Source organism: Ectothiorhodospira lacustris (assembly GCF_022227845.1).
GTDB classification, from domain to species: domain Bacteria; phylum Pseudomonadota; class Gammaproteobacteria; order Ectothiorhodospirales; family Ectothiorhodospiraceae; genus Ectothiorhodospira; species Ectothiorhodospira lacustris.
In genome coordinates, this window is record NZ_JAJNQN010000022.1 from 44,347 (window position 1) to 65,672 (window position 21,326).

At 64.7% G+C, this 21,326-nt stretch carries 18 protein-coding genes; 10 read left to right on the forward strand and 8 right to left on the reverse strand.

Translation table 11 applies throughout. From position 1 onward, the window contains the following. Positions 1-53: 53 nt before the first annotated feature. The 7 genes from LQ956_RS14015 to LQ956_RS14045 are packed head-to-tail and all read right to left on the reverse strand — an operon-like array spanning position 54 to position 10,300. A complete protein-coding gene (locus LQ956_RS14015) occupies positions 54-1,307 on the reverse strand; it encodes a DUF3322 domain-containing protein (RefSeq protein ID WP_238630250.1) in 1,254 nt (417 codons plus the stop codon). Further along, complete coding sequence (locus LQ956_RS14020) at positions 1,304-4,669, reverse strand: ATP-binding protein (RefSeq protein ID WP_238630251.1); 3,366 nt, start codon at positions 4,667-4,669, stop codon at positions 1,304-1,306. The genes LQ956_RS14015 and LQ956_RS14020 overlap by 4 nt, the downstream gene beginning before the upstream one ends. After that, positions 4,659-5,255, reverse strand: a complete 597-nt coding sequence (locus tag LQ956_RS14025) for a DUF4194 domain-containing protein (RefSeq protein ID WP_238630252.1) — start codon at positions 5,253-5,255, stop codon at positions 4,659-4,661. Before LQ956_RS14025 ends, LQ956_RS14020 begins: the two co-directional genes overlap by 11 nt. Beyond that, the gene (locus LQ956_RS14030; RefSeq protein WP_238623105.1) at positions 5,255-6,694 is read right to left on the reverse strand and encodes a DUF3375 domain-containing protein; all 1,440 of its coding nucleotides are present in this window, start codon (positions 6,692-6,694) and stop codon (positions 5,255-5,257) included. The genes LQ956_RS14025 and LQ956_RS14030 overlap by 1 nt, the downstream gene beginning before the upstream one ends. Positions 6,695-6,741: 47 nt before the next feature. Further along, on the reverse strand, positions 6,742-8,295 hold the full coding sequence (locus tag LQ956_RS14035) for a GTPase family protein (RefSeq protein WP_238630253.1): 1,554 nt from the start codon (positions 8,293-8,295) through the stop codon (positions 6,742-6,744). Next, positions 8,292-9,497 carry a YcjF family protein gene (locus LQ956_RS14040; RefSeq protein WP_238630254.1) on the reverse strand — a complete coding sequence of 402 codons (1,206 nt, stop codon included), beginning with the start codon at positions 9,495-9,497 and terminating at the stop codon, positions 8,292-8,294. Before LQ956_RS14040 ends, LQ956_RS14035 begins: the two co-directional genes overlap by 4 nt. Beyond that, the gene (locus LQ956_RS14045) at positions 9,494-10,300 is read right to left on the reverse strand and encodes an alpha/beta fold hydrolase (protein WP_238623332.1); all 807 of its coding nucleotides are present in this window, start codon (positions 10,298-10,300) and stop codon (positions 9,494-9,496) included. The genes LQ956_RS14040 and LQ956_RS14045 overlap by 4 nt, the downstream gene beginning before the upstream one ends. Before the next feature lie 110 nt (positions 10,301-10,410). Here LQ956_RS14045 and LQ956_RS14050 point away from each other — a divergent pair, with 110 nt between their 5' ends. The 10 genes from LQ956_RS14050 to LQ956_RS14095 all read left to right on the forward strand — a co-directional run bounded on the left by LQ956_RS14050 (position 10,411) and on the right by LQ956_RS14095 (position 19,610). Continuing rightward, complete coding sequence (locus tag LQ956_RS14050; RefSeq protein ID WP_238623331.1) at positions 10,411-11,763, forward strand: M48 family metalloprotease; 1,353 nt, start codon at positions 10,411-10,413, stop codon at positions 11,761-11,763. Positions 11,764-11,798: 35 nt separating this feature from the next. After that, positions 11,799-12,443: a VTT domain-containing protein gene (locus LQ956_RS14055; protein ID WP_238623330.1), complete on the forward strand. Its 645-nt coding sequence runs from the start codon at positions 11,799-11,801 to the stop codon at positions 12,441-12,443. Positions 12,444-12,707: 264 nt separating this feature from the next. Continuing rightward, the gene (locus LQ956_RS14060) at positions 12,708-13,427 is read left to right on the forward strand and encodes a DUF3581 domain-containing protein (RefSeq protein WP_238630255.1); all 720 of its coding nucleotides are present in this window, start codon (positions 12,708-12,710) and stop codon (positions 13,425-13,427) included. A 501-nt stretch (positions 13,428-13,928) separates the two neighbouring features. Further along, a complete protein-coding gene (locus LQ956_RS14065) occupies positions 13,929-15,290 on the forward strand; it encodes a DUF2254 domain-containing protein (RefSeq protein WP_238630256.1) in 1,362 nt (453 codons plus the stop codon). A 78-nt stretch (positions 15,291-15,368) separates the two neighbouring features. Further along, entirely contained in the window at positions 15,369-15,752 is a 384-nt protein-coding gene (locus LQ956_RS14070; RefSeq protein ID WP_238630257.1) for a DUF6394 family protein, read from the forward strand. A gap of 55 nt (positions 15,753-15,807) precedes the next feature. Beyond that, a complete protein-coding gene (locus tag LQ956_RS14075) occupies positions 15,808-17,493 on the forward strand; it encodes a potassium channel family protein (RefSeq protein WP_238630259.1) in 1,686 nt (561 codons plus the stop codon). A gap of 40 nt (positions 17,494-17,533) precedes the next feature. Further along, the gene (locus LQ956_RS14080) at positions 17,534-17,917 is read left to right on the forward strand and encodes a YajD family HNH nuclease (RefSeq protein ID WP_238623429.1); all 384 of its coding nucleotides are present in this window, start codon (positions 17,534-17,536) and stop codon (positions 17,915-17,917) included. A 98-nt stretch (positions 17,918-18,015) separates the two neighbouring features. After that, positions 18,016-18,177 (forward strand): hypothetical protein, encoded by a 162-nt coding sequence (locus LQ956_RS14085; RefSeq protein WP_238623430.1) that lies wholly within the window; start codon positions 18,016-18,018, stop codon positions 18,175-18,177. 45 nt (positions 18,178-18,222) lie between these two features. After that, on the forward strand, positions 18,223-19,134 hold the full coding sequence (locus tag LQ956_RS14090) for a TIGR01777 family oxidoreductase (protein ID WP_238623431.1): 912 nt from the start codon (positions 18,223-18,225) through the stop codon (positions 19,132-19,134). Positions 19,135-19,154: 20 nt separating this feature from the next. Then, positions 19,155-19,610, forward strand: a complete 456-nt coding sequence (locus LQ956_RS14095) for a hypothetical protein (RefSeq protein WP_238623432.1) — start codon at positions 19,155-19,157, stop codon at positions 19,608-19,610. A gap of 69 nt (positions 19,611-19,679) precedes the next feature. Here LQ956_RS14095 and LQ956_RS14100 read toward each other — a convergent pair whose 3' ends face one another. After that, on the reverse strand, positions 19,680-21,194 hold the full coding sequence (locus LQ956_RS14100; RefSeq protein WP_238623433.1) for a fumarate hydratase: 1,515 nt from the start codon (positions 21,192-21,194) through the stop codon (positions 19,680-19,682). Positions 21,195-21,326 lie beyond the last annotated feature (132 nt).

The window sequence follows — 21,326 nt, forward strand, 5'->3', positions numbered from 1 at the left end:
CATGCGATCCCCAACGATATCGTAGCTCTTGTCCCGGGTTCCCAGGTTGAACATTACACTTCTTTGAGAGAGGGCTCACGAGCGCCGACTATCGGTTGCCTCTGTGGTTGGAGCACCTGCGACGGGGTGCTGATCACTTTGAGCAATTCTCCGTAGCCGATGCGCTCCTGTTCCAGCCGGATGCACTCTCCCAGCCGGTTCTCCCGCAGATCTTCGAACAGGGATTGCTCCGGTGGTGTCAGTCGGGTGAGGGTGCCGGTGAAACGTTGCTGCGGATGCTCTTGCCCCCACAGGTCGCGGTGGGCCGCAAGGGTCGCCCGATCCATGAGCAGGGAACGGGTCTGGGGCAGGCGGGCGCGAAGCCGGTCCAGGATGGCAAAACCATGGGTGTCGATGTCGCCCCAGTAGTGGATCTCCACCTGTCGCAGCCAGGGGATGTCCGCCAGTCTTTCCAGACCATAACCCAGGCCGAAGATCACCAGGCTACCGGGGGTGTCGGGAAAGGCCAGGCCGTTGATCTCGTTCTCGGTGATGAATACCCGCGCCACGGCGGGTGCCAGGGTTGCAAACTGCGTCGGCGGAACCGACAGGTCCGACAGCCCGTGCAGCGACAGGGCCGGGTCCAGCATCCGGAAACGGATCAGGGGCGGCTTGGGCGTCAACCCGTAACGCAGCTCGAAGCCCCGTCCGCCGCTGTGCCGCGCGTCCACTGCATCGGGAGGCAGCACGGCATCCAGCAGTTCCGACAGCAGCTTGCGGCGACTTTCCACAAACTTGGTATCCACCCCCGGCAGATCCATCTGCCGTAGATAGATACCAGGCCTGGGGTGCGCCTGGAACCAGGCCAGCACCGCCAGGATCCGGGGCCAGTCACCGGCCTGTTCCAGTGGTGTGAGGGGGTGTCGGATCAGCCAGTCCCGCAGTGCCGGGAAGCGCACCAGGGTTTCCTCGGCCAGCGCATGGAAGTTTTGTGCCTCCCGGGTCTTTCCCAGCCACTGCAGGGCGTCGGCCTCGCTGGGCACCGCCACCCCGGCGGGCAGGTCATTGGCGCCGTGGACACGGTGATTCACCCGCTCCCAGCGGATCTCGTATCCGTGCCCCCGCTGCTCCCGGCTACTGGCGCGAAGGGTTCGCGCCCAGTGCCCCACCGCGGCAAAGTCTTCCGCCAGCTCCCGGGACCCGGGACGGCGCAGGCGCAAGGGGAGGGGGAAAAGGGCCTCTCCCGTCAGGGTGGCGGCCAGTATCTGACCGCTGTCCCAGCGTTTTTGTAGCTGGGCACGCAGTTCGGCGGGGGTGGTCCAGCTCATGCCTGCCGGGCCGCCTTCTCGGCCTGGTACTGCTCAATGGTGAGATTTCGCACCATGGATTCCCGGCCCTCCACGCTATGGACAAAGCCCACGCTGGCCACGAAGGGTTCGATGATGTGGATCTTCTGCAACGGTGTGACGATCAGCAGTTGCAGGTGCAGGCGCCGGAACAGGTCCAGGCCGTAGCGGGCCGAGTCGTCGGAGCCCCGACCGAAGGCCTCGTCGATGACCACGAAGCGGAACGAGCGGGAGCGGGTTTCGCCCCATTCCAGACCGAACTGGTAGGCCAGGCTGGCGGCCAGCACCGTGTAGGCCAGTTTTTCCTTCTGGCCGCCGGACTTGCCGCCGGAGTCGGTGTAATGCTCGTGTTCCCGGTCGTCTTCCCGCCAGCGCTCCGAGGCGGAAAACACAAACCAGTTGCGCACGTCAGTGACCTTGCGGGTCCAGCGCCGGTCCAGGTCGGTGGTGCCTTCCCGGCCACGGAAACGCTCGATGATGGCCTTGACCTGCAGGAACTTGGCCTCGGAATACTGTTCATCCTGGGAACCGGTCACCGCCCCTTCGGTGCAGGCCCGCAGGTTTTGCTGGAATTCCCGGATTTCCGGGTCCGCGGCGGTCTCCGCCAACAGGGTGATGTAACGGTTGGGGTTGTAGTCGATCTCCCGCAGGGAGCGGTTGATGCTTTCGATGCGCTCGGTGATGGTCTGCCGCTGCCCGTGCAGTCGGCTCTGGAACGCCGCCACCTCGTTGATGGCATTTTCCTGCAGCAATTGCCGGAAACGGGCCTCGAAACGGGGCAGGTCATCGGACTTGAGGGCTTCGAGCATGGCCCGGTATTCCCCCATCGCCTCGATGCTCACGTCCACCTCCCGACTGTCCAGGGGCCAGGCGTTCTGATAGCCGCGCATGGCGTCGATGATGCGGTCCCTCAGACCGGCGGCACTCCTGTCGGCGTTGTCGATGTGCCGGGTCAGCCATTCCCGCATCTCCCGCTCCCGGTTGTCGCAGGATTCCACGCTCAGGGTATGCTCGCCCAGGGCCTCGTCCCTCATCGTCTCCAGACGGGGGAAGTAGGCGTCCCGGGCCTCCCGGGGGGTGGCATCGAGCAGGGTGGCACACTCGTCCCGCTGAGCCTGGGCCTGCTCCTGCCTGAGTTGTGCCTGGCTGCACTCCCGCTGGGCCTCACCCAGGGCCTTGTCGGTGTCCTCCATGACCTGTTCCAGTTCACGCAACTGGGTCTCCAGGGCGCGCAGCATGTCCGACTCCCGGGCGAGCTGTGCATACTCCGCCTCCAGGGCCGCCATCTCCGTGGACAGGGGGCGCCAGTCGATGTCGTGGAAGTTCCGGTAATGGGACAGTGCGACGATCAGGTCCCGCCGGGCCTCTGAGGCCTTGCGTGCCTGTTCCCAGCCGCCGATCCGGTCACCCAGTGCCTGCATCTGCCGGGCCAGGGTCTGGGCCTGTGCCTCCAGGGCGGCGATCTTGGCCTCGTTGCTCCAGCCCAGGATGAAGCGGGTGCGGTCATCCAGACGGTGACGATCATCCTTTTCATGACGCTCGCCCCCGGCCTTGATCTGCCCGGCCCGGGTGATGGCCCTTTGCTCGCGGCGAAACTGATCCATGCCGACGCAGCAGGCATAGTCGAAGCGCCGGGCCAGTTCCTGTTCCAGCCAGCCGTAGAAGACCGAGTCGGGGCGGATGGAGAGCTTGCGCACCAGGGAATCCGGATGCAGATCCTGGGGCTGGCTCCGGCGCGTCTCCCGTACCCGGAAGTACACCAGGCGCCCCCGCAGATGGGTGCGATCCACCCACTCGGCCACCCGGGCATAGTGGGCGTCGGGCACCAGCAGGGAGAGGCCGAAGTTGTGCAGGACCCGTTCGATGGCCCCTTCCCAGTCGGTTTCCTGTTCATGCACCTGCAACAGCTCGCCCACGAAGGGCAGGTCGTCCACCGGCAGATCCAGGGACTGACAGAGGGCGTCGCGGATGCCCAGCATGGCGGCGGGGATGTTGGAGCGACGTTGGCGCAGGGACGTCAGCTCGCTTTCCAGTTCCTGGTGGTGTGTCCGCTGCTGGTGCAACGCCACTCCCGCCTCGGTGATCCGGTTCTGCAGGTCATCCCGCTCTCGCTGAGCGTCTTCCTGGGCCTGGGTCAGGGTCTGGAAATTGTCCTGAAAGACCGCCAGGTCGGCGGCATCGGGCAGTGCCAGTTGCTGGGCCAGATCCCGGTACCGCTCCGCCCGGTGCCGCCGCTGGTCGCGGATCTCGCGCTTTTGTTCCAGCTCGACCTTGATGCGCTCCAGCCGATCGCCCCCATTCTCGGCAATGGCCTGCTTGAGTTCATCGCGCCGGGCCCGCTGTTCCCGCTGCTGGCGATGGAGCTGCTCGATGCGATGCTCCAGACGGGCCAGATCCTTGTGCAGATGGTCCAGTCTCCGGTCCAGCAGCCCGGCCTTGAGCGAGGCAAACCAGGGCCTGAGTGCCTCCCGGCAGGCGCGCAGGGCTTCGGCCTCCCGGCAGCGTTCGGCATAGGTGTCGGCGCGGGCCACCAGCGGTTCCAGATGGGCGACCTGGGCCTTGGCCTTGAGTACCGCTTCATGGGCCCGGTTGAGGTCGTCGAAATGGGTGATCAGGGCCTGAATGCGATCCTCCACCGGGAAGGCTTCGAGCATGTGACTGCGCACGAATTCGGTGAGGTTGCCCACGGATTTCATGGATACGGTCTGGTTGAACAGTTCCAGGGCCTGGTCGTTCTCGATGCCGAAGCGTCGCCGGAAGGCACCGCTGTAGGGCGGGAAGCTGTCGAACAGTTCCACCCCGGGGGTATCCCTCAGGCGCTTGCGCAGCCGGGTAAGGTCGCTGCCGAAGTCGGCAAAGTGGTCCGTAATGCGCAGGGCGCCGTCGGCCACCACGAAGAACCGGGCCGGTTGCCCCTGTTGATCCTTGATCCAGAACACCTGGGCCAGGGTGACATGCTGATCGAAACCTTCATTGTAAAAATGCCCCAGGATCACGGAATAACTGTTGTGATCCCGCAGGCCCACGGCACGGCTGATCAGACCCGTGTCGCTGCGCTCTGACTTGTAATACCCCAGTACATAGGAACGCAGGCTGCGTTCCTTGGCCTCGGCGCCGGCCGCCTTGTTGTAGGTGATGCGCTGGGCCGGTACCAGCAGGGTGGTGATGGCGTCCACCAGGGTGGACTTGCCCGAGCCGATATCCCCGGTGAGCAGGGCATTGTCACCCTCCGGGCGCAGGGACCAGACCCGGTTGTGGAAGGTGCCCCAGTTGTAGACTTCAAGATGCTGAAGGCGAAAACCAGTGTGTTCGTCGGATGCGGCAAACTCCAGTTCAAGTGCCATCGTCGGCCTCCCCGGCATGGTTGCGGTACTCGGTCAGGCGCTGATCGAACTCCGCCAGCCACTGGGCGTCGATGAAGGTTTTGATGATGCGGCGCACCTCGTATTGGTCCTCCTGGCCACGCAATCGGCGCAGGAACCCCAGTTCCACCACCTTGTTGATGTCGGTCTGGATGCGGTCCACCAGCCGGGCCTCGTTGGCCGTGGGGGGCAGGAAGACCCGTAGCATCTCCACCATCTGTTCCCGGGACAGGATCAGGCGCGGGTCACCACCGCCGGCATCGTGTTCCACCAGTTTCTTGCGCAGCAGGGCCAGCAGCAGACTCACCGGATAACTGAGCTGGCGGCGCTGCACCAGCCTGGGTAGTTCCGTTTCGTCGTCCTGGGTCGGGCGCTGCCGGAGACAGGCATGGCCTTCGGCGTCGTCCAGCATCAGTTCCAGGCCCAGCACGGCCACATGGTCGCGCACCCGGGCCTGGTGGTCCTGCAGTGCCTGCCAGTGGCGCGGCTGCTGATCTTTGTAGAGTACGCCCCTGAAGAGCGTGATGAGCATGGCGGAAAAGGTCGAGTCGGTTTCGATATCGGTCATCAGTGTGCGCGGGTGAAGATGATCTGCGGCAGGGTGGCGCGACGCAGGATACCCCGGGCATCCTGCCAGTGCACGGTCTGGGGATGGGCTTCATCGATCACGCTGCGGTGATCCTCGGCGGCCAGGCTCAGGTAGGTCACCAGTTCCGCCAGGCCGTGTTCCAGGGGATGTTCGTCCAGCAGGGTCGCCAGGGTGATCTGGTCCCGTGTCTGCAGGGCCTGGCGGATACGACCCCGCAGCAGGGTCCGGTCCACCCAGGTCTGATCGAACAGGGCATCGGGGGTGGCATGGCTCTCTCCGGCTTCCAGCTGCTGCTGGCGGATATGGGGCCGGATCGGCGGACTGAACAGGGGGCGCTCCATGGGCAGTTCGATGCAGGGAGAGGGTTCGTCCAGGGACAGCGTCAGCTCGGGCGGGTGCTCCCGCAGGGCCAGTGCGTGTTGTTCCAGTTCCCGGATCAGGGTCATGATGCGACGGTTTTCCAGCCAGGCCTGATCATCCAGATAACGGCGCAGCTGCTCCGACAGACGGGCCACCATGCGCTGGGTATATTCACCAGCGGCGAGCCAGTCGTAGTGGATGCGCCGCAGCCTGGGGTCCGGCTCCAGTTCGGCCACCTCCACCAGCGCCAGTACCCGCTCCAGTTGCTCCGACAGTGCCTCCTGGCGTGCCGGTGACATGAGCAGATCCCAGAAGGCACGAAAGCTACGCCCCTGGTCTGAATCGGTGATGCGGTCCTGTTCGCTGAACACTTCGTCCAGCACTTCTCCCTTGCCGCCTTCCCAGGTGGCCACCTTTTCCCGCACCTGTCGATCCAGGGCACGGAAGTTCTCCTCCACCTGACGAAAGTCCGCCAGCAGGCCCCGGGCCGTGCCCGCCATCTGCAGGAATCGCTCCCGCAACTGGGTCGGGTCCATCAGATTGATGTGACCGGCACGGATCTGCTTGATCTCCCGGTCGATGACATCCCTGCGCGCCTCCAGATCCCGGATACGGGCCTCGGGGTCGCTCTCCGCGCCCTGGAGGATCTGTTGCAGCAGGTCGAAAACCAGGGTCAGACGGGATTCCGCCCCGATGAAGTGAGGCTGCTCCAGACTTTTCAGCCATTGGATGGCCTGTTCCGTGGCCGGCGTCAGGTCGTAATGGGGCTCGTCGCCGTGTTCCGGGTAATAGCGCCGCAGCCAGCCCCGTTCATCGGCGGACCAGTCGGACAGGTAGGCGCGGGCGGCCCGGGGATAGGCATCCTCGCCCAGTTGACCGCGCAGGTGAAACAGGAAATCTTCCAACCGGTTTTCCAGGTCGGTGGCCGCCAGCACCCGGACATTGGGGGCGACGAAGCTGCCGTGGAGGAAGCTGATGATCATGGGGGCGTTGTCCGCCACCAGCAGCCGCCATGCCGGATGCATCCGACGCAGGTTTTGCAGGTCGTCGTGGTTCATTCTGTTCGTATCCTGTTCCGGGGTGCCCAGTCCTTTTCTGGCGGATTTCACTCCTTCCTGATCAACTGCCGCGTCACCTCAATCCCGGCCCGGCGGGCCTGTCGCCACACCCGTTTCCAGTCACCGCCCAGGGCGGCGCGGGCGATGCGCAGGGCCCTGGCCCGGTGGGAACGATCCAGTTGGCCGAGCAGCACGGCCCAGATGCGGTCCACCTGCCAGGCGGTCTCCAGGCTGTCCAGCCGTGCCGGCACGATCAGCGCCGGAGGGATGTCCAGATCCCGGGCCACGGCTTCCATCGCCCCCCGCATGGCCGCGGCCTTGGGCCGGTCCGGGTGTTCCAGATCATAGGGCGGTGCCCATTCCCGTGCCGGCGAGAGCCGGTCCACATGGCTCAGGACCACCACCACCGGGGGCAGGATGCGGCCCGGCATCCGCTCCAGGGTCCGACGCAGGGTGGTCAGCGCCTCCAGATCCAGGGCACGATCCGCCCGGTGTGCCGGCACCACCCAGAGAATACAGTCGCTCTCCGCCAGGGTGTCAACCAGGGCAACGAGTTGCGTCCGGTTTTCTAGTCCGGGGGTGTCGATGAGCACCAGTTCTTCCGCCCCGTCCCGTTGCAGCACGAAGCTGCCCGGCGTCCGGGTCAGGGGCAGGGCGTCCACGCCGGAAGCCCGGGTGCCCAGCAGGGCATTGACCAGGCTGGATTTGCCGGCATTGGTCTGCCCGGCCACGGTCACCCGCACCGGCCCCGGTGGCGGGGCCGGCGGCACGCCCGGCCCCCGGGCCTGGGCCGCGGCTTTGGCGTCCTCGGTCCGGTCATCCACCCGCAGGCGCCCCGAGTACAACTCGATGGCGGCCCGCCCCACTTCCTCCACCCAGATCCGCGCCCCGCGCCGACGCAGATACTCACCGGCCTCCCCCAGCATGGCCGAGATCATCTTTTCCCGGGCCGCAGCCAGGACCGCAGTGGCCGGGTTGATCCAGCGCACGGTGCGGTAGACCTGTGTCAGATGACCCAGCCAGCGGGCGCCGGTGAGGGCGGCGGGTTGCAGTTCCCACAGGCGCATCACCTGGTTGGCCCGGATCATGTGCGCACCCGGCACATGGTCCAGCATCACCCGCCGCAGTCGGGCGCTGACCCGCTCCGTCAGCAGCAGGGCCTCGGGCACCGTGAAGCCCCAGATCGCATGTCTCTCTTCGGGGTGATAGTGACGGGCCACCTGTTCGATGGTCTGCCGGGCCGTGGCCAGCATCAAATGCTGATCGGACAGGATGCGGGGTTCCACCTCACCGGCCAGGCGCTGGACCGTCTCCCAGGCCGCCAGATCCCGCCCGGACCAGTCGTCATCCGGCGCCGAGACCGGGGTTTCGTCATCGGTGGTGGTGTCCCGGCCCTGCAGGGCACGGCGCTGCAGCCACCAGCCGGTGCCGTAGACCAGCCCGCCCAGGACGGCGGCGATCCCCAGCCAGTGCAGCAGCCAGCCCTGCTGCCAGAGCCACAGGGCACCGAAGGGGATCAGGACGAGCAAGGGCGCCACCGCCAGTCCCAGGGCGGACACCAGGGCGCCCCAGCGTTCCCAGGGACCTTCGTTCCGCTTCATCGCCCGGACTCCGCCGGGGTGATCGTCTTTCCTTCACGGGGCTGTCTGAACATCACATAGGCCTCCTTGAGGGCGCCGCGAAAGGTCTCGGCCACCCCCTGCGGGGTGTCGATCCCCTGTCGTCGCTGTTCCAGGTAATGGCAGGCGGCCCGGCCCAGGGCATAGGTGATCGCCCCGCTGGCCACACCGGCCGCCGCCGCCCCGGCCACCTGTCCATAGACCGGGATCAGCTTGCCCAGCTGGCGGGCGGCAAAACCGGCCCCGATGCCCAGGGCCGTGCCCGTACCCAGGGACGCCAGAAAGGCCTTGAGGGTCCGACGGTCCCAGGGCAGGGCATAGACGCGGGCGATGCTGTGCAGCATCTTGCCTTGCAGGGTGGGGACCGTCACCACCCCCATCACGGGCACCAGATCGCAGACCCCGGCGGCGGTGGCATAGCCCAGGATATGGGGGTGGATACGAGCCTGCCGGGCATCCCGGCCATGCTGGGCCAGATCCATCAGCAGCCCGGCGCGGCCCTGGATACAGGCCTCGTCCAGGGCCTCGAGCAGTTCCGGCAGCCCGTAGTCGGTGTCCGAAAATCCCTCTGCCGGCAGGGTCAGATCCACCGGAACCGCCTGGAACGTACCGTCACCGGGCAGTCGGGCAAAGGTGTCGGCCTGGGCCTTTAGGACCCGATCCAGATCCACCAGTGCCGGTTCGTGGCGCCAGGCGCCCCTGGGAGGGTGATCCCGGCCGTCCGGATAGGCGTCATGGAGCCGGGTCTGGACCAGGATCACGGCCCAGTCCGGGTGTCTGCGCCGGATCTGTCCGAGGGCGGCCAGCAGGGCGTCCTGCTGTGGGTCCATGGCGCGGACCACGGCAATGACCCCATGGGCATGGCCTTCCACCACCGCCAGATCCGCCGCCGGATCATAATTCGCTTCCTCCAGGCCGCGAGTGTCCAGAAAGCGCACCACCGGTACATCGGGGGGAAACTCGTAGATCCGGGCGCTGGGGGTGCAGGGCTGAAAGGCATTACCGATTTCCGCCGCCGGATCGCCGGTGATGGCCCGCACAATGGAGGTCTTGCCCGACTGCACCTTGCCCAGCAGCCACAGCACCGGGGCCTGTTCACGGGCACCGGCGGCAATCTCCTCTTCCAGATCCGGTGCCGGATCGGGCCTGAGTACTGCATCCATCAACCGGCGCCAAGGCATCATGGGCCTTCTCCTTTATCGTTGTCTGCGTGTCGGTCCAGGAAACCCTGCAGGATCCGGCCAAAGGGTTCGGGGGCCTGGACATGCAGCCAGTGGCCCGTGCCCTTCAGGGTCATCAGCCGGGCGCGGGGAAAGCGGGCCTCGATCAGGGGACGGTACTCATCCTTGACGTAGTCGGAGCGTTCACCGCGAATGAACAGGGTAGGGCCTTCGTAGCGGGCGTCGATACCCGGATACCCCACCAGGGTGGGCAGGGCCTGCTGCAGGATGTCCAGGGGGATCCGCCAGCGAAACCCTTCCGGCCCTCGTTCCAGGTTCATGAGCAGGAACCGGCGCACCGCGGTTTCGGGAATGGCCCGGGCCAGGGCGATATCGGCATCTTCCCGGCGGGATAGGTCAGCCAGGGGCAGGTGTTGCAGGCTGTCTAGGATGTGGGTGTGTTCGCGGTCATCCAGGGCGTAGTCGACCGGGGCGATGTCCGCCACCACCAGGGCCCGGACCCGCTCGGGATGGTGCTGGGCCAGGGTCATGGCCACCTTGCCGCCCATGCTGTGCCCCACCACCAGGGCCTGTTCCAGGTCTTCCCGGTTCAGCAATGCCAGCAGATCGGTTGCCATGGCCGGGTAGTCCATCTGTAGGGTATGGGGAGACTGTCCATGATTGCGCAGGTCCGGCAGCAGTACCCGGTAACGCGCCGCCAGGGTTCGCGCGTGCCCCTGCCAGTTGACGCCGGACCCGTAGAGGCCGTGCAGCAGCAGCAGGGGCGGGCCGCTGCCCATGATCTTGTGATGGAGTCGCAGTGACATATCTTGATCGGCCTTGTCTGATACCCGATAGGTGAAGAAAGCTTGAAGCCATCCCGAAAGCGGTTAGACTGAAATCCGTCCGCTCTCCCGGAACGAAGGAGCCATCCATCATGGACCACAATCCCGGTCACCGTATTTTCCGGCGCCGCATGACCCGTCGTGATTTTCTCTGGCTGATGTCCGCCGGTTCCGCGGGGGTCGTGGTGCTGCCGGCACTCAAGGGCTGCGCCGTCGATCCGGTCACCGGTCAGCAGCGGCTCATGCTCATGTCCGAGCAGGAGGAGATCGCTGTGGACCGGCAGCATTCCCCCCACCAGTTCTCCAATGACTATGGTCTCTTGCGCGACAATCGTGTCAACAACTACGTGTCACAGGTCGGGAATTCCGTTGCCGAGGTCTCCCACCGGCCCCACATGCCGTATTCCTTCAATGTGGTCAATGCCAACTATATCAATGCCTACACCTTTCCGGGCGGCACCATGGCCTGCACCCGGGGCATCATGGTGGAGATGGAAGACGAGGCCGCCCTGGCGGCCCTGCTGGGGCACGAGACCGGTCACGTCAATGCCCGTCATACCGCCCGCCGCCAGACCACGGGCATCATTGCCGCCGTGGTCCTGGGGGGCGTGGGGATTGCGGCGGCCCAGTCCGAGCGCCTGTCCGGCTACAGCAACCTGATTTACGCGGTCAGCGCCGTGGGCGCCACCGCCCTGCTGGCCCATTACAGCCGCGAGAACGAACGGGAAGCCGATGCCCTGGGGCTGGAATACATGTCCAAGGCAGGCCAGAACCCTCAGGGCATGGTAGACCTGATGGACATGCTGCAGGGTATGTCGGATCGTCAGCCCAATGCCCTGGAGACCATGTTCTCCACCCATCCCATGAGCCAGGAACGGTTCGACACCGCCCAGCGGGAGGCCCGTTCACGCTATTCCTCGGATCTCAACCGCAACGTGGGGCGGGAGCGTTACATGGACAACACCGCCTCGTTGCGGCGCATCAAGCCGGCCATCAAGGAGCAGCAGGCCGGGGAGGCCCGCATGGCCCGGGAGCAGTACGCCCAGGCGGAACAGCATTTTGCCACCTCCCTGCGCCAGGCACCTAACGACTATCCGGGATTACTGCTCATGTCCAAAGCCAAAACCGCCCGGGGACAGCACCGGGAGGCGGAGCGTTATCTGCAGCAGGCCCGCAGTGCCTATCCGGACGAAGGGCAGGCCATTCATCTGAGCGGTATCAACCAGTTGGCACAAAATCGACCGGATGCGGCCTTGAGCCATTTCCAGCGTTATGAGCGGGTGCTGCCGGGCAATCCCAATACGGTGTTCCTGCAGGGCGTGGCTCACGAGAACATGCAGAACCGCCAGGCGGCGGCGCAGCAGTATCAGCGCTATGTGCAGATGGCGGGGACGCAGACCGAGCAGGGCCGCTACGCCGCCCAGCGTCTGCAGAGCTGGCGCTGAATAGGAAATCCCGCCTCTGGCTGGCCCTGATCCCGGTGATCATCGGGCTGCTGTTGGCCTTCTGGCAGCCCATCTCTCTGGATGCCCTGCTGGATTTCGGCCACCAGGCCGGCGCCCATCCCCTGGTGGCCGTGGGGCTGGTGCTGGTGCAGGCCTTGCTGCTCGCCCTGGCCTTGCCCGGCACCCTCATGCTCTGGGTGGTGGCCCCCATCTACTCCCCACTGATGGCTGCAGGACTGCTCACGGCCGGCAGCGTCCTGGGTGCCTTCGGCGCTTATGAGATATCCCGGCACTTGCGCGGCCGGCGGCCACCGGATGTGGATGTCGGGCGCGTGGTCAACCTGCTCAAGGAGCGGGGGGATTTCCTCACCCAACTGGTGTTGCGGGTACTGCCGGGGTTTCCCCATTCGGTGATCAACTACGGCGCTGGAATGCTGGGACTGCCCCTGCTGCCGTTCCTGGCGGCCGCCGCCCTGGGGCTGGCGGTGAAGTGGGTGGTCTACGCCGCGGCGGTGCATACCCTGGTGGAAGTGGGGACCGGGGCGGAGGCGTTCGGCCTGGATTCGGTGGCGCCGTTGCTCATCCTGACCCTGTTTCTGGGCGTGGGCGCCCTGGTGCGGCACGCCCTCCAGACCCGCCGCGCCCGGCTTGACGAGACCCCGCGGCAGGATGGTTCGTGAAGGTTGTCTATTGACCGGGATGTTCACCAATCGTCATTCCCTCGCAGGTGGGAATTCAGAATTCCCGGTCCGCACATGGATCCCCGCCTACGCGGGGATGACATGGGTGGGGATGACATGGGTGGGGATGACGTGGGTCCAGACCCGCCGCGACCGGATTGGGCAGCAGGCCAGGAGTCTGGCGGGCTACATGCCTTTTTGCCGCCCCGGCTTGCTACACTACGCCCCCTCAAAAAACATCCGTCAGGCCAGAGAGGATCACCGGTGCCAAGCTATCTTGATGAATTTCACACCGTCGACAACGGTCTGGTGCGCGTCACGCCCGAACAGGCCAGCCGCTTTGCCAAGGAAGTGGCCGGGGATTTCAACCCGATTCATGACCCCGATGCCAAGCGCTTCTGCGTCCCCGGCGATCTGCTGTTCTGCCTGGTCCTGGCACGCTACGGGGTGAGCGCCCGCATGGCCTTCAGCTTCACCAGCATGGTGGGCGCCGGTGTCGGCCTGCATTTCCCCGACACCGATGATGCCAACCTGGATATCACCGACGGCGGTGAGCGGGTCTATCTCAAGGTGGAACGGGCCGGCGAGGTCTCTCGGGACGCTGCCCTGTTGGAAGGCCTGACGAAACAGTACGCCGCCTTCTCCGGGCAGAACTTCCCCCATGTGATGGTGCCCCTGATGAAGGCACACGGCGTCATGGTCAATCCCCAGCGCCCGCTGGTGTTCTACGAAAGCATGGCCCTGGAGTTCACCCGCCTGCCCACGGAGGCACCGGCGCTGAGTTTCACCAACGCCACCATGACGGTCAACGGCAAGCGCGGCGACGTGGTTCTGGAATTTGCTCTCACCGCCTCCGGCGAACAGGTGGGCACCGGCCGCAAGAAACTGGTCATCTCCGGCCTGAGACCCTTCGAACAGGACGTGGTGGACGACCTGGTCAGTCAGTATGACGGCTGGAAGGCGGCCTACCAGCCGTATCCATAAGCCCTACGGCTCCCGGGACCCCATAGGTCCCTGCCTTCTTTGCCCTCATCCCGGGACGTCCCCAGCCCCTCTCCCCGAGTCGTCCTCCCTGCCGTCACTCCCGCGAAGGCGGGAGTCCAGGCGTGCCTCTGGAGATTGATCACATTCACCCCAAGTCACTCCCGCGAAGGCGGGAGTCCAGGACTTTCAGTCGTTGACTGGATTCCCGCTTTCGCGGGAACGACTTATGTGCGAAACATTGAAAGAGGTCCTGAAATCAGGCTATGTTGAGCCAGACACGACCGCCAAGGATATCCCCACCATGGCCCCACAGTGCCTGAAGGAACCAGTGAAGGCGTTCGGTGCTTGTCCAAGCACTGCCCGTGGCCTGTTCGCCCCCCCCGGCCAATACAATCTCCACCATAAAGACGTGCGCTACATGGCTTTATCCCAAAAGTGTTTATCCGCCATGCTGCGTATGGCCGATAAACACTTACATGTTCGGTCGCGGAGGAAACGCGAATGAATCATGAGGTGTCGCCGCTGCAGTTCGTCAAGTACTGGAAACGCGTGCGTTCCAGTTTCTGGTTTGTGCCGACGGTCATGGCCACCTTGGCCGTGCTGTTGGCTCCCCTGGGTGCCGCCGTGGACAAGCCGGTGACGGCGTGGTTGGCGCTCAACCTGGGCTGGACGTTCAAGGGTGGAGCGGAAGGCGCGAGCGCCGTCCTGGGCATCATCGCTGGATCGATGATTACCATCGCCGGTGTGGTCTTTTCTATGACGTTGGTAGCCCTCTCGCTCACTTCTTCCCAGTTGGGATCCCGTTTGCTGCGCACCTTCATGAGAGATACCAGCACACAGGTCGTGCTCGGAACCTTCATCGCCACCTTCTTGTATTGCCTGCTCGTCCTTCGCACGATCCACCGTGTGGAGGAGGTCGAGTTCGTCCCGCACCTGTCGGTCAGCCTGGGCGTTGCACTTGCGGTGGCGAGTGTAGGGGTCTTGATTTACTTCATCCATCATGTGTCTGTTTCCATCCAGGCCAACGAGATCGCCGGACGAATCGGCAAGGAATTGATCGAGAGCATCGACGATCTATTCCCGGAGCACATCGGGCCGGAGGGGCCACGGATCCCGGTGGGCCCTCCCGACGCGGGCTTCATCGGGGCGTTCGAGCGGGAAGCTCAGCCGGTCGTCGCGGACGGGGATGGCTATCTTCAGCTCATTGATGAGGACGCCCTGACGGTACTGGCGATGGAGAAGGATCTGGTCGTTCGAATGGAGCGAAAGCCCGGCAGCTACGTTGTCGCCGGTTGTCCCCTGGTGTTGATCTCGCCGGGGAGCCAGGTGAACGATGAACTCGCAAAGCGGGTCCAGTCCCTCTTCGTCATGGGCAACCAACGGACTTCCGACCAGGACATCGATTTCGGGGTGAGCCAACTGGTGGAGATGGCGGTCCGAGCCCTCTCCCCAGGGCTCAACGACCCGTTCACGGCGATCGCATGTGTGGACCATCTCGGGTCGGCTCTGTGTCGTCTCGCGGCACGAGACATACCATCACCTTATCGCTATGACCACCAGAATCAGCTTCGGTTGATTGCGCGTGCCGATACCTTCCGGGAGCTTGTGGACACGGCGTTCACCCAGATCCGGCAATATGGGCGCTCCAGTGCTGCGGTGACCATCCGCGTGCTGGAAACGATCGGTGTGGTCGCCGGCTTCACGCGTCGTCCGGAGGACCGCGCGATTCTCTTGCTACACGCTGAAATGATCGCCCGAGGGGCCGGAGAGGGGCTGCCCGAGGAAGAGGACCGCCGCGTAGTCGAAGAACGCTTCCAGACGATAATCAAGTTGTGCAGCGAACCGAAAGGCACTCGCTGCTGAAACGCAGGTGCTTGCAGCCATTACACCTTGTTGTGAAACCGCCGCGAACCCGGCACCCATTCCCCACACCGGTGAACCATGTCCCTGGAAAAGGTCGTCTTCAGCTTCTTCATCCTTCTGGCCCTGACCCTGAACTTCGGTTTTGTCCTGGGGGAGTTCGACAATCCGGACCATCACCACAGCTATGAGCTGCTGGCGGTGATCGTGGTCAACCTCATTGCCACCGTACTCAAGTTCGGTGACCGCACCCAGACCGGGGCGCTGCTGCTGGCCAGTTCGCTGGTGGCCGTGCTGCAGCTGGTGGTGGCCGGGGTGGTGTGGGGCTATGCGGCCCATGTCAGCGCCGCGGGCGTGGATGCAGTGATCATGGCCAGCATCGTCTCGCTGGCGGCGGGGGCCCTTCTGGCCAACATCGTCTCGGTGGTCCTGGTCATCATCGACACCGTGAACCTGCGCCGCTAGTCCGGCGCCGAGGGACGGCCCCGTGGATAAGGTCATCTTCCTGTTCCTGAGGCGCATGCGCACCCCGCTGCTGGTGCTGATCGGGGCGTATACGGTGTCCGGTACCGGCCTGCTGCTGATTCCCGGTGTGGACGACCAGGGCGAGCCCTGGCGTATGAGCATCTTCCACGCCTTCTATTTCCTCAGCTACACCGCCACCACCACCGGTTTCGGCGAGGTGCCCTACGCCTTCACCGATGCCCAGCGGATGTGGGTCACTTTCAGCATCTATCTCACTATCATCGCCTGGCTCTATGCCATCGGGAAGATCCTCACGCTGATCCAGGATCCGGCCTTCAAGCAGGCACTCAGTTCCCATACCTTCGATCGGGCCGTCCGGCGCATGAAGGACCCGTTCTACATCGTCTGCGGCCACGGGGATACCGGCTCCATGCTGGTGCGGGCCATGGTGCAGCGGGGACGTCACGCGGTGGTGATCGACTATGACCCGGATCGCATCAATGACCTGGAACTGGCGGATCTGACCCTGCATGTGCCGGGACTTTTGGGGGATGCCAGTGTCTCGCGACATCTCAAGGCCTCGGGGCTTTTGCATCCACTGTGCCGGGGTGTGGTGGCCCTGACCGATGACGAGGAGGCCAATCTCAAGATCGCCATCACCAGCAAGTTGCTGAACCCGGATCTGCCGGTGATCTGCCGCGCCCATACCCGGGCCACCGAGGACAACATGGGCTCCTTCGGCACCGATCACATCATCAACCCCTTTGATGCGTTCGGTGAGCGTCTCGGGCTGGCCCTGCGCTCACCGGGGTTGTATCTGTTGCGGGAATGGCTGACCAGCGTACCCGGATCCAGCCTGCAGGAGCCGGTGCATCCGCCGAAGGGTACCTGGATCCTGGTGGGGTTCGGGCGCTTCGGCAAGGCGGTGAGGCGGGCCATGGTGGCGCAGGGACTGAGCACGGTGGTGATCGAGATCGACCCGTCCAGTGCCGGATGCGACGGCCCCTGCGTGGAGGGTCGCGGCACCGAGGCGGATACCCTGCGTCTGGCGGGGATCGACCAGGCCGTGGGCCTGGTGGCCGGGACGGAGCAGGACACCAACAACCTCTCCGTGATCATGACGGCCCGGGACCTGAAGCCGGACCTGTTCATGGTAGCCCGCCAGAATCATTGCGATAATCAGGATCTGTTCCATGCGGCGCAGCCCGCCCTGGTCATGCGCTCCAGCGAGATGATCGTGGAGTCCATCCTGGCCCACCTGGGCAATCCCCTGTTGGCTCGCTTTCTGGAACTGAGTCTGGGCCACGGTGACGCCTGGGCCAACGAACTCCTCAGCCGGATCAGTGGGGTCACGGACGAGCGGGTGCCGGAGGTCTGGCGAGTGCATGTTACGGCCAAGGAGGCTCCGGCGTTGCATGCGCTGATCCGCGAGGGCTTTCCGGTCACGCTGGGTGGGTTACTGGAGGCCGGACAGGCACGTTATGCATTTCTCAACTGCGTGCCCCTGATGCTGTGCCGGAAGGGGGAAGAGGTGCTGACGCCGTCGGAGGACGCCCTTATCGAGCACGGTGACCGGCTGCTGCTCTGCGGCCGTACCCGGGCCGCAGACTATCTGCATCACCTGCTGCGGGATCACCGGGCCCTGCGCTATCTTGTGACCGGCGACAATCGCCCGGATGGCTGGATCTGGCGTATGCTGGGCATGGGGCGTCCCGAGGCAACGGCAGGACGAGATCGGTAACTGCCACGGGCACGGATTTCAGATTTTTTCGAGGTGTGACATGTCTTCAAATTCATCATCCAGGCAGCGTCTGGATCAGATCGTGGCCAACAGCCACAAGGAGCAGGCGACGCGGGAACAGGGTTACCGGGCCAAGGCCCTGAAGATGTATCCCTGGGTCTGCGGGCGTTGTGGGCGCACTTTCGATCACGGCAATGTCCGTGAGTTGACGGTGCATCATCGGGATCATAATCACGATAACAACCCTCAGGATGGTTCCAACTGGGAACTGCTGTGCGTGTATTGCCATGACAATGAGCATCAGCGCCTGACCGAGGCCATGTCCGGTCACGGCGGCGGGGCGGGGGGTGCCGGCGTTGCCGGGAAGGGGGCGAGCCATAATCCCTTCGCGGCCCTGGGGGACCTGCTCAAGGGCAAGGACTGAGCACGGCTCGCCGGTTGACCGGGTGCGGTCCGGGGCGTAGTTTTCAAGGTCTGGGACGTGGCCCGATCCCGTGGCGCCCCATGACCGGAGGACATACCGTGGATGCCTCGACTTTCAAGATGCTTGAAGGCCTGCTGATCATCGGCGGGGTGGTGGCCCTGGCCGTCTGGCAGTTTGGTTCCCTGCGCCGGGACCGGGAAGAACGTGACCGTCGACGCGCCGAGGAACAGAAAAAATCCGACAATCAAAAACAGGACTGACGGGCGACGCGCCCTGTCGAGCCACTGATCAACAACGGAGAAGGCATGAAAATCCTCATCACCGGGGGCACTGGCTTTGTGGGGTCCCACCTGATCAGACGCCTGGTCTCCCAGGACTATGAATGTGTGGTGCTGACCCGCAATACGGCCAACGCCCGGCGCAAGCTCGGTACCGCAGGCTGTCGGTTCATCCAGTGGAATACCCGTTCTCCCATCCCGGAAGAGGCCTTCGAAGGGGTGGACGGGGCGGTGAACCTGGTGGGGGAGAGCCTGGCCAGCCGCCGCTGGAGTCCCGAGCAGAAGAAGCGCATCTTCAACTCGCGCATTGAACCGACCCAGCATCTGGTGGAGGGCCTCAATGAACACGCTCCCCAGTGTAAGGTCCTGGTCTCCGCGTCCGCCATCGGCTATTACCCCGTCAATCTGCCGGATCGACTGACCGAGGAGAGTGAGCCAGGCGACGGATTTCTGCCGGACATCTGCCGCCAGTGGGAGCAGGAAGCCACCCACATGCATGAGCGCACTCGGGTGGTGATCCTGCGCTTTGGCGTGGTGCTGGGGCGGGACGGCGGCGTGATCGCAAAGCTGCTGCCGGTATTCAAGATGGGCCTGGGCGGCCCCGTCTCCGACGGTAGCCAGATCATGAGTTGGATTCACCTGGAGGATGTGGTCGGCGTCATCACTCGTGCCCTCACCGATGACGCCATGTTCGGTGTCTACAATGCCGTGGCGCCCGAACCGGTGAGCAACCGGGAATTCTCCAAGTCCCTGGGCCATGCCCTGGGCAGACCCGCCGTGGTGGCGGCGCCGGCCTTCATGCTGCGCACGGCCCTGGGTGAGATGTCCACTGTGGTACTGGACTCACAGACCATCTCGGGTGGCAAATTGCTGGAGGCAGGATATGAGTTCCTGTATCCGGATATCGACAAGGCCATGCACGAGATCGCGTCTCGATGATCATTCGTCATTGGGATCCCATGGCAGTCCTGATCCTGGGGTTGCCCATCGTTGCGTTGGTGGTCTACGGCAGTTTCTTCGCCCGGGAGTTTGTGGGGGGGTATGTCCCGCCCATGGCCAGCCTGGCGGTGCTGCTGGTGTTGGTGGGGATGCTGCTCGCCTCCCTGTGGCGGTTGTCGCCCGTGTCCGCCTATCGTTTCCAGCATTCACCGGCCAAGGTCAGTATTCAGCACTGGCGGCCTTTTGGCCGCAGTCAGTATCTGGAACATGCCCTGGCCGGCGTGGAGCGCATCAGCATCGAGCGTTATCCCTTCAACCGGGGGCACCGCTATGTGGTCTGCCTGAACCTGCGGGACGGGCGCAAGATCATCAACGGCATGCCCGACGCGGCATCGCCGCAGCCCATCTACGATTTTGCGGTGCGGGTGGCGAGGTTCTACGGGCTGGCGGAAGGACCGCCGCCGGATGCACCATAGCCGTTGTCCGTATCCCGCAGGGATGGACGCAGTCCCTGTCCATCCCCGGACAGGGACATCGGCTTTTGGTCAAGCTTCCACGACGGGGATCTTGCCGATACGACCTCGCCACTCCCGCGGCCCGGTTTCATGCACCGAGGTGCCCTGGCTGTCCACCGCCACGGTCACGGGCATGTCCTTGACCTCGAACTCGTAGATGGCTTCCATGCCCAGGTCCTCGAAGGCCACCACGCGGGAGGCCTGGATGGCCTTGGAAACCAGGTAGGCGGCGCCGCCCACGGCCATGAGATAGACTGCCTGGTTGTCTTTGATGGCGGCCACGGCCGCCGGTCCCCGTTCCGCCTTGCCGACCATGCCCAGCAGGCCGGTCTGTTCCAGCATCTGGCGGGTGAATTTGTCCATGCGGGTGGCGGTGGTGGGACCGGCCGGACCCATGACCTCATCCCGCACCGGGTCCACCGGACCCACGTAGTAGATGAAGCGGTTGGCAAAATCCACTGGCAGGGACTTGCCCTCGTCCAGCATCCGGGTCAGCCGCTGGTGGGCGGCATCCCGGCCGGTGAGCAGGCGGCCGTTGAGCAGCAGCACATCGCCCGGCTGCCAGCTGGCCACTTCCTCTCGGGTGATGGTGTCCAGGTTCACCCGCTTGCCCTTGGAGGCGTCGTAGTCCAGTTGCGGCCAGTCCTCCAGGGAGGGTGGCGTAAGGACCGCCGGGCCGTTGCCGTCCAGGTGGAAATGCACATGACGGGTGGCGGCACAGTTGGGGATCATGGCCACGGGCAGGGAAGCCGCATGGGTGGGGTAGTCCAGGATCTTCACGTCCAGCACCGTGGTCAGGCCGCCCAGTCCCTGGGCGCCGATGCCGAGGGCATTGACCTTCTCGTACAGTTCCAGGCGCAGTTCCTCCACCCGGTTCTGCGGGCCACGGGCCATCAGTTCATGGATATCCACCGGGGCCATGAGGGATTCCTTGGCCAGCAGCATGGCCTTTTCCGGTGTGCCGCCGATGCCCAGGCCCAGGATGCCCGGTGGGCACCAGCCGGCGCCCATGGTAGGCACGGTCTTGAGGACCCAGTCGACGATGGAGTCGGAGGGGTTGAGCATGGCCAGCTTGGACTTGTTCTCGGAACCGCCGCCCTTGGCGGCGCAGATCACTTCCACGTGATCCCCGGGCACGATCTCCATATGGACCACCGCCGGGGTGTTATCGCGGGAATTTTTGCGCTCACCGGCCGGGTCCAGCAGCACCGAGGCCCGCAGGGGGTTGTCCGGGTGTTGATAGGCCCGTCTGACCCCTTCGTCCACCATGGCCTGCAGGCTCATGTCCGCCTCCCAGCGCACGTCCATGCCCACCTTGAGAAAGACCAGTGCGATGCCGGTGTCCTGGCACATGGGGCGCCGGCCTTCGGCGCACATGCGGGAGTTGATCAGGATCTGGGCCATGGCATCCCGGGCCGCGGGGGATTGCTCGCGCTCGTAGGCGGCGCTCAGGGCCTGGATATAGTCCTGGGGATGATAGTAGCTGATGAACTGAAAGGCATCGGCAATGCTCTGGATCAGGTCTTCCTGGCGGATGACGGACATGGAGAACTCCGGCAAGTGTCTGCGTTGAGCCGCGCATCTTATCCCGATGCGGCCCGCACGTCATGTCTTCGTCCGGGATCAGGGCAATTCCACATTTGCCGTCTCAAGGGCCTCGGATACGAATCGGTGCAA

What these genes read in the sequence shown, in the direction of transcription:
- LQ956_RS14015 (WP_238630250.1), bottom strand. Translation starts at nt 1,307, where the DNA reads ATGAGCTGGACCACCCCCGCCGAACTGCGTGCCCAGCTACAAAAACGC.
- LQ956_RS14020 (WP_238630251.1), bottom strand. Translation starts at nt 4,669, where the DNA reads ATGGCACTTGAACTGGAGTTTGCCGCATCCGACGAACACACTGGTTTT.
- LQ956_RS14025 (WP_238630252.1), bottom strand. Translation starts at nt 5,255, where the DNA reads ATGACCGATATCGAAACCGACTCGACCTTTTCCGCCATGCTCATCACG.
- LQ956_RS14030 (WP_238623105.1), bottom strand. Translation starts at nt 6,694, where the DNA reads ATGAACCACGACGACCTGCAAAACCTGCGTCGGATGCATCCGGCATGG.
- LQ956_RS14035 (WP_238630253.1), bottom strand. Translation starts at nt 8,295, where the DNA reads ATGAAGCGGAACGAAGGTCCCTGGGAACGCTGGGGCGCCCTGGTGTCC.
- LQ956_RS14040 (WP_238630254.1), bottom strand. Translation starts at nt 9,497, where the DNA reads ATGATGCCTTGGCGCCGGTTGATGGATGCAGTACTCAGGCCCGATCCG.
- LQ956_RS14045 (WP_238623332.1), bottom strand. Translation starts at nt 10,300, where the DNA reads ATGTCACTGCGACTCCATCACAAGATCATGGGCAGCGGCCCGCCCCTG.
- LQ956_RS14050 (WP_238623331.1), top strand. Translation starts at nt 10,411, where the DNA reads ATGGACCACAATCCCGGTCACCGTATTTTCCGGCGCCGCATGACCCGT.
- LQ956_RS14065 (WP_238630256.1), top strand. Translation starts at nt 13,929, where the DNA reads ATGAATCATGAGGTGTCGCCGCTGCAGTTCGTCAAGTACTGGAAACGC.
- LQ956_RS14070 (WP_238630257.1), top strand. Translation starts at nt 15,369, where the DNA reads ATGTCCCTGGAAAAGGTCGTCTTCAGCTTCTTCATCCTTCTGGCCCTG.
- LQ956_RS14075 (WP_238630259.1), top strand. Translation starts at nt 15,808, where the DNA reads ATGCGCACCCCGCTGCTGGTGCTGATCGGGGCGTATACGGTGTCCGGT.
- LQ956_RS14080 (WP_238623429.1), top strand. Translation starts at nt 17,534, where the DNA reads ATGTCTTCAAATTCATCATCCAGGCAGCGTCTGGATCAGATCGTGGCC.
- LQ956_RS14090 (WP_238623431.1), top strand. Translation starts at nt 18,223, where the DNA reads ATGAAAATCCTCATCACCGGGGGCACTGGCTTTGTGGGGTCCCACCTG.
- LQ956_RS14095 (WP_238623432.1), top strand. Translation starts at nt 19,155, where the DNA reads ATGGCAGTCCTGATCCTGGGGTTGCCCATCGTTGCGTTGGTGGTCTAC.
- LQ956_RS14100 (WP_238623433.1), bottom strand. Translation starts at nt 21,194, where the DNA reads ATGTCCGTCATCCGCCAGGAAGACCTGATCCAGAGCATTGCCGATGCC.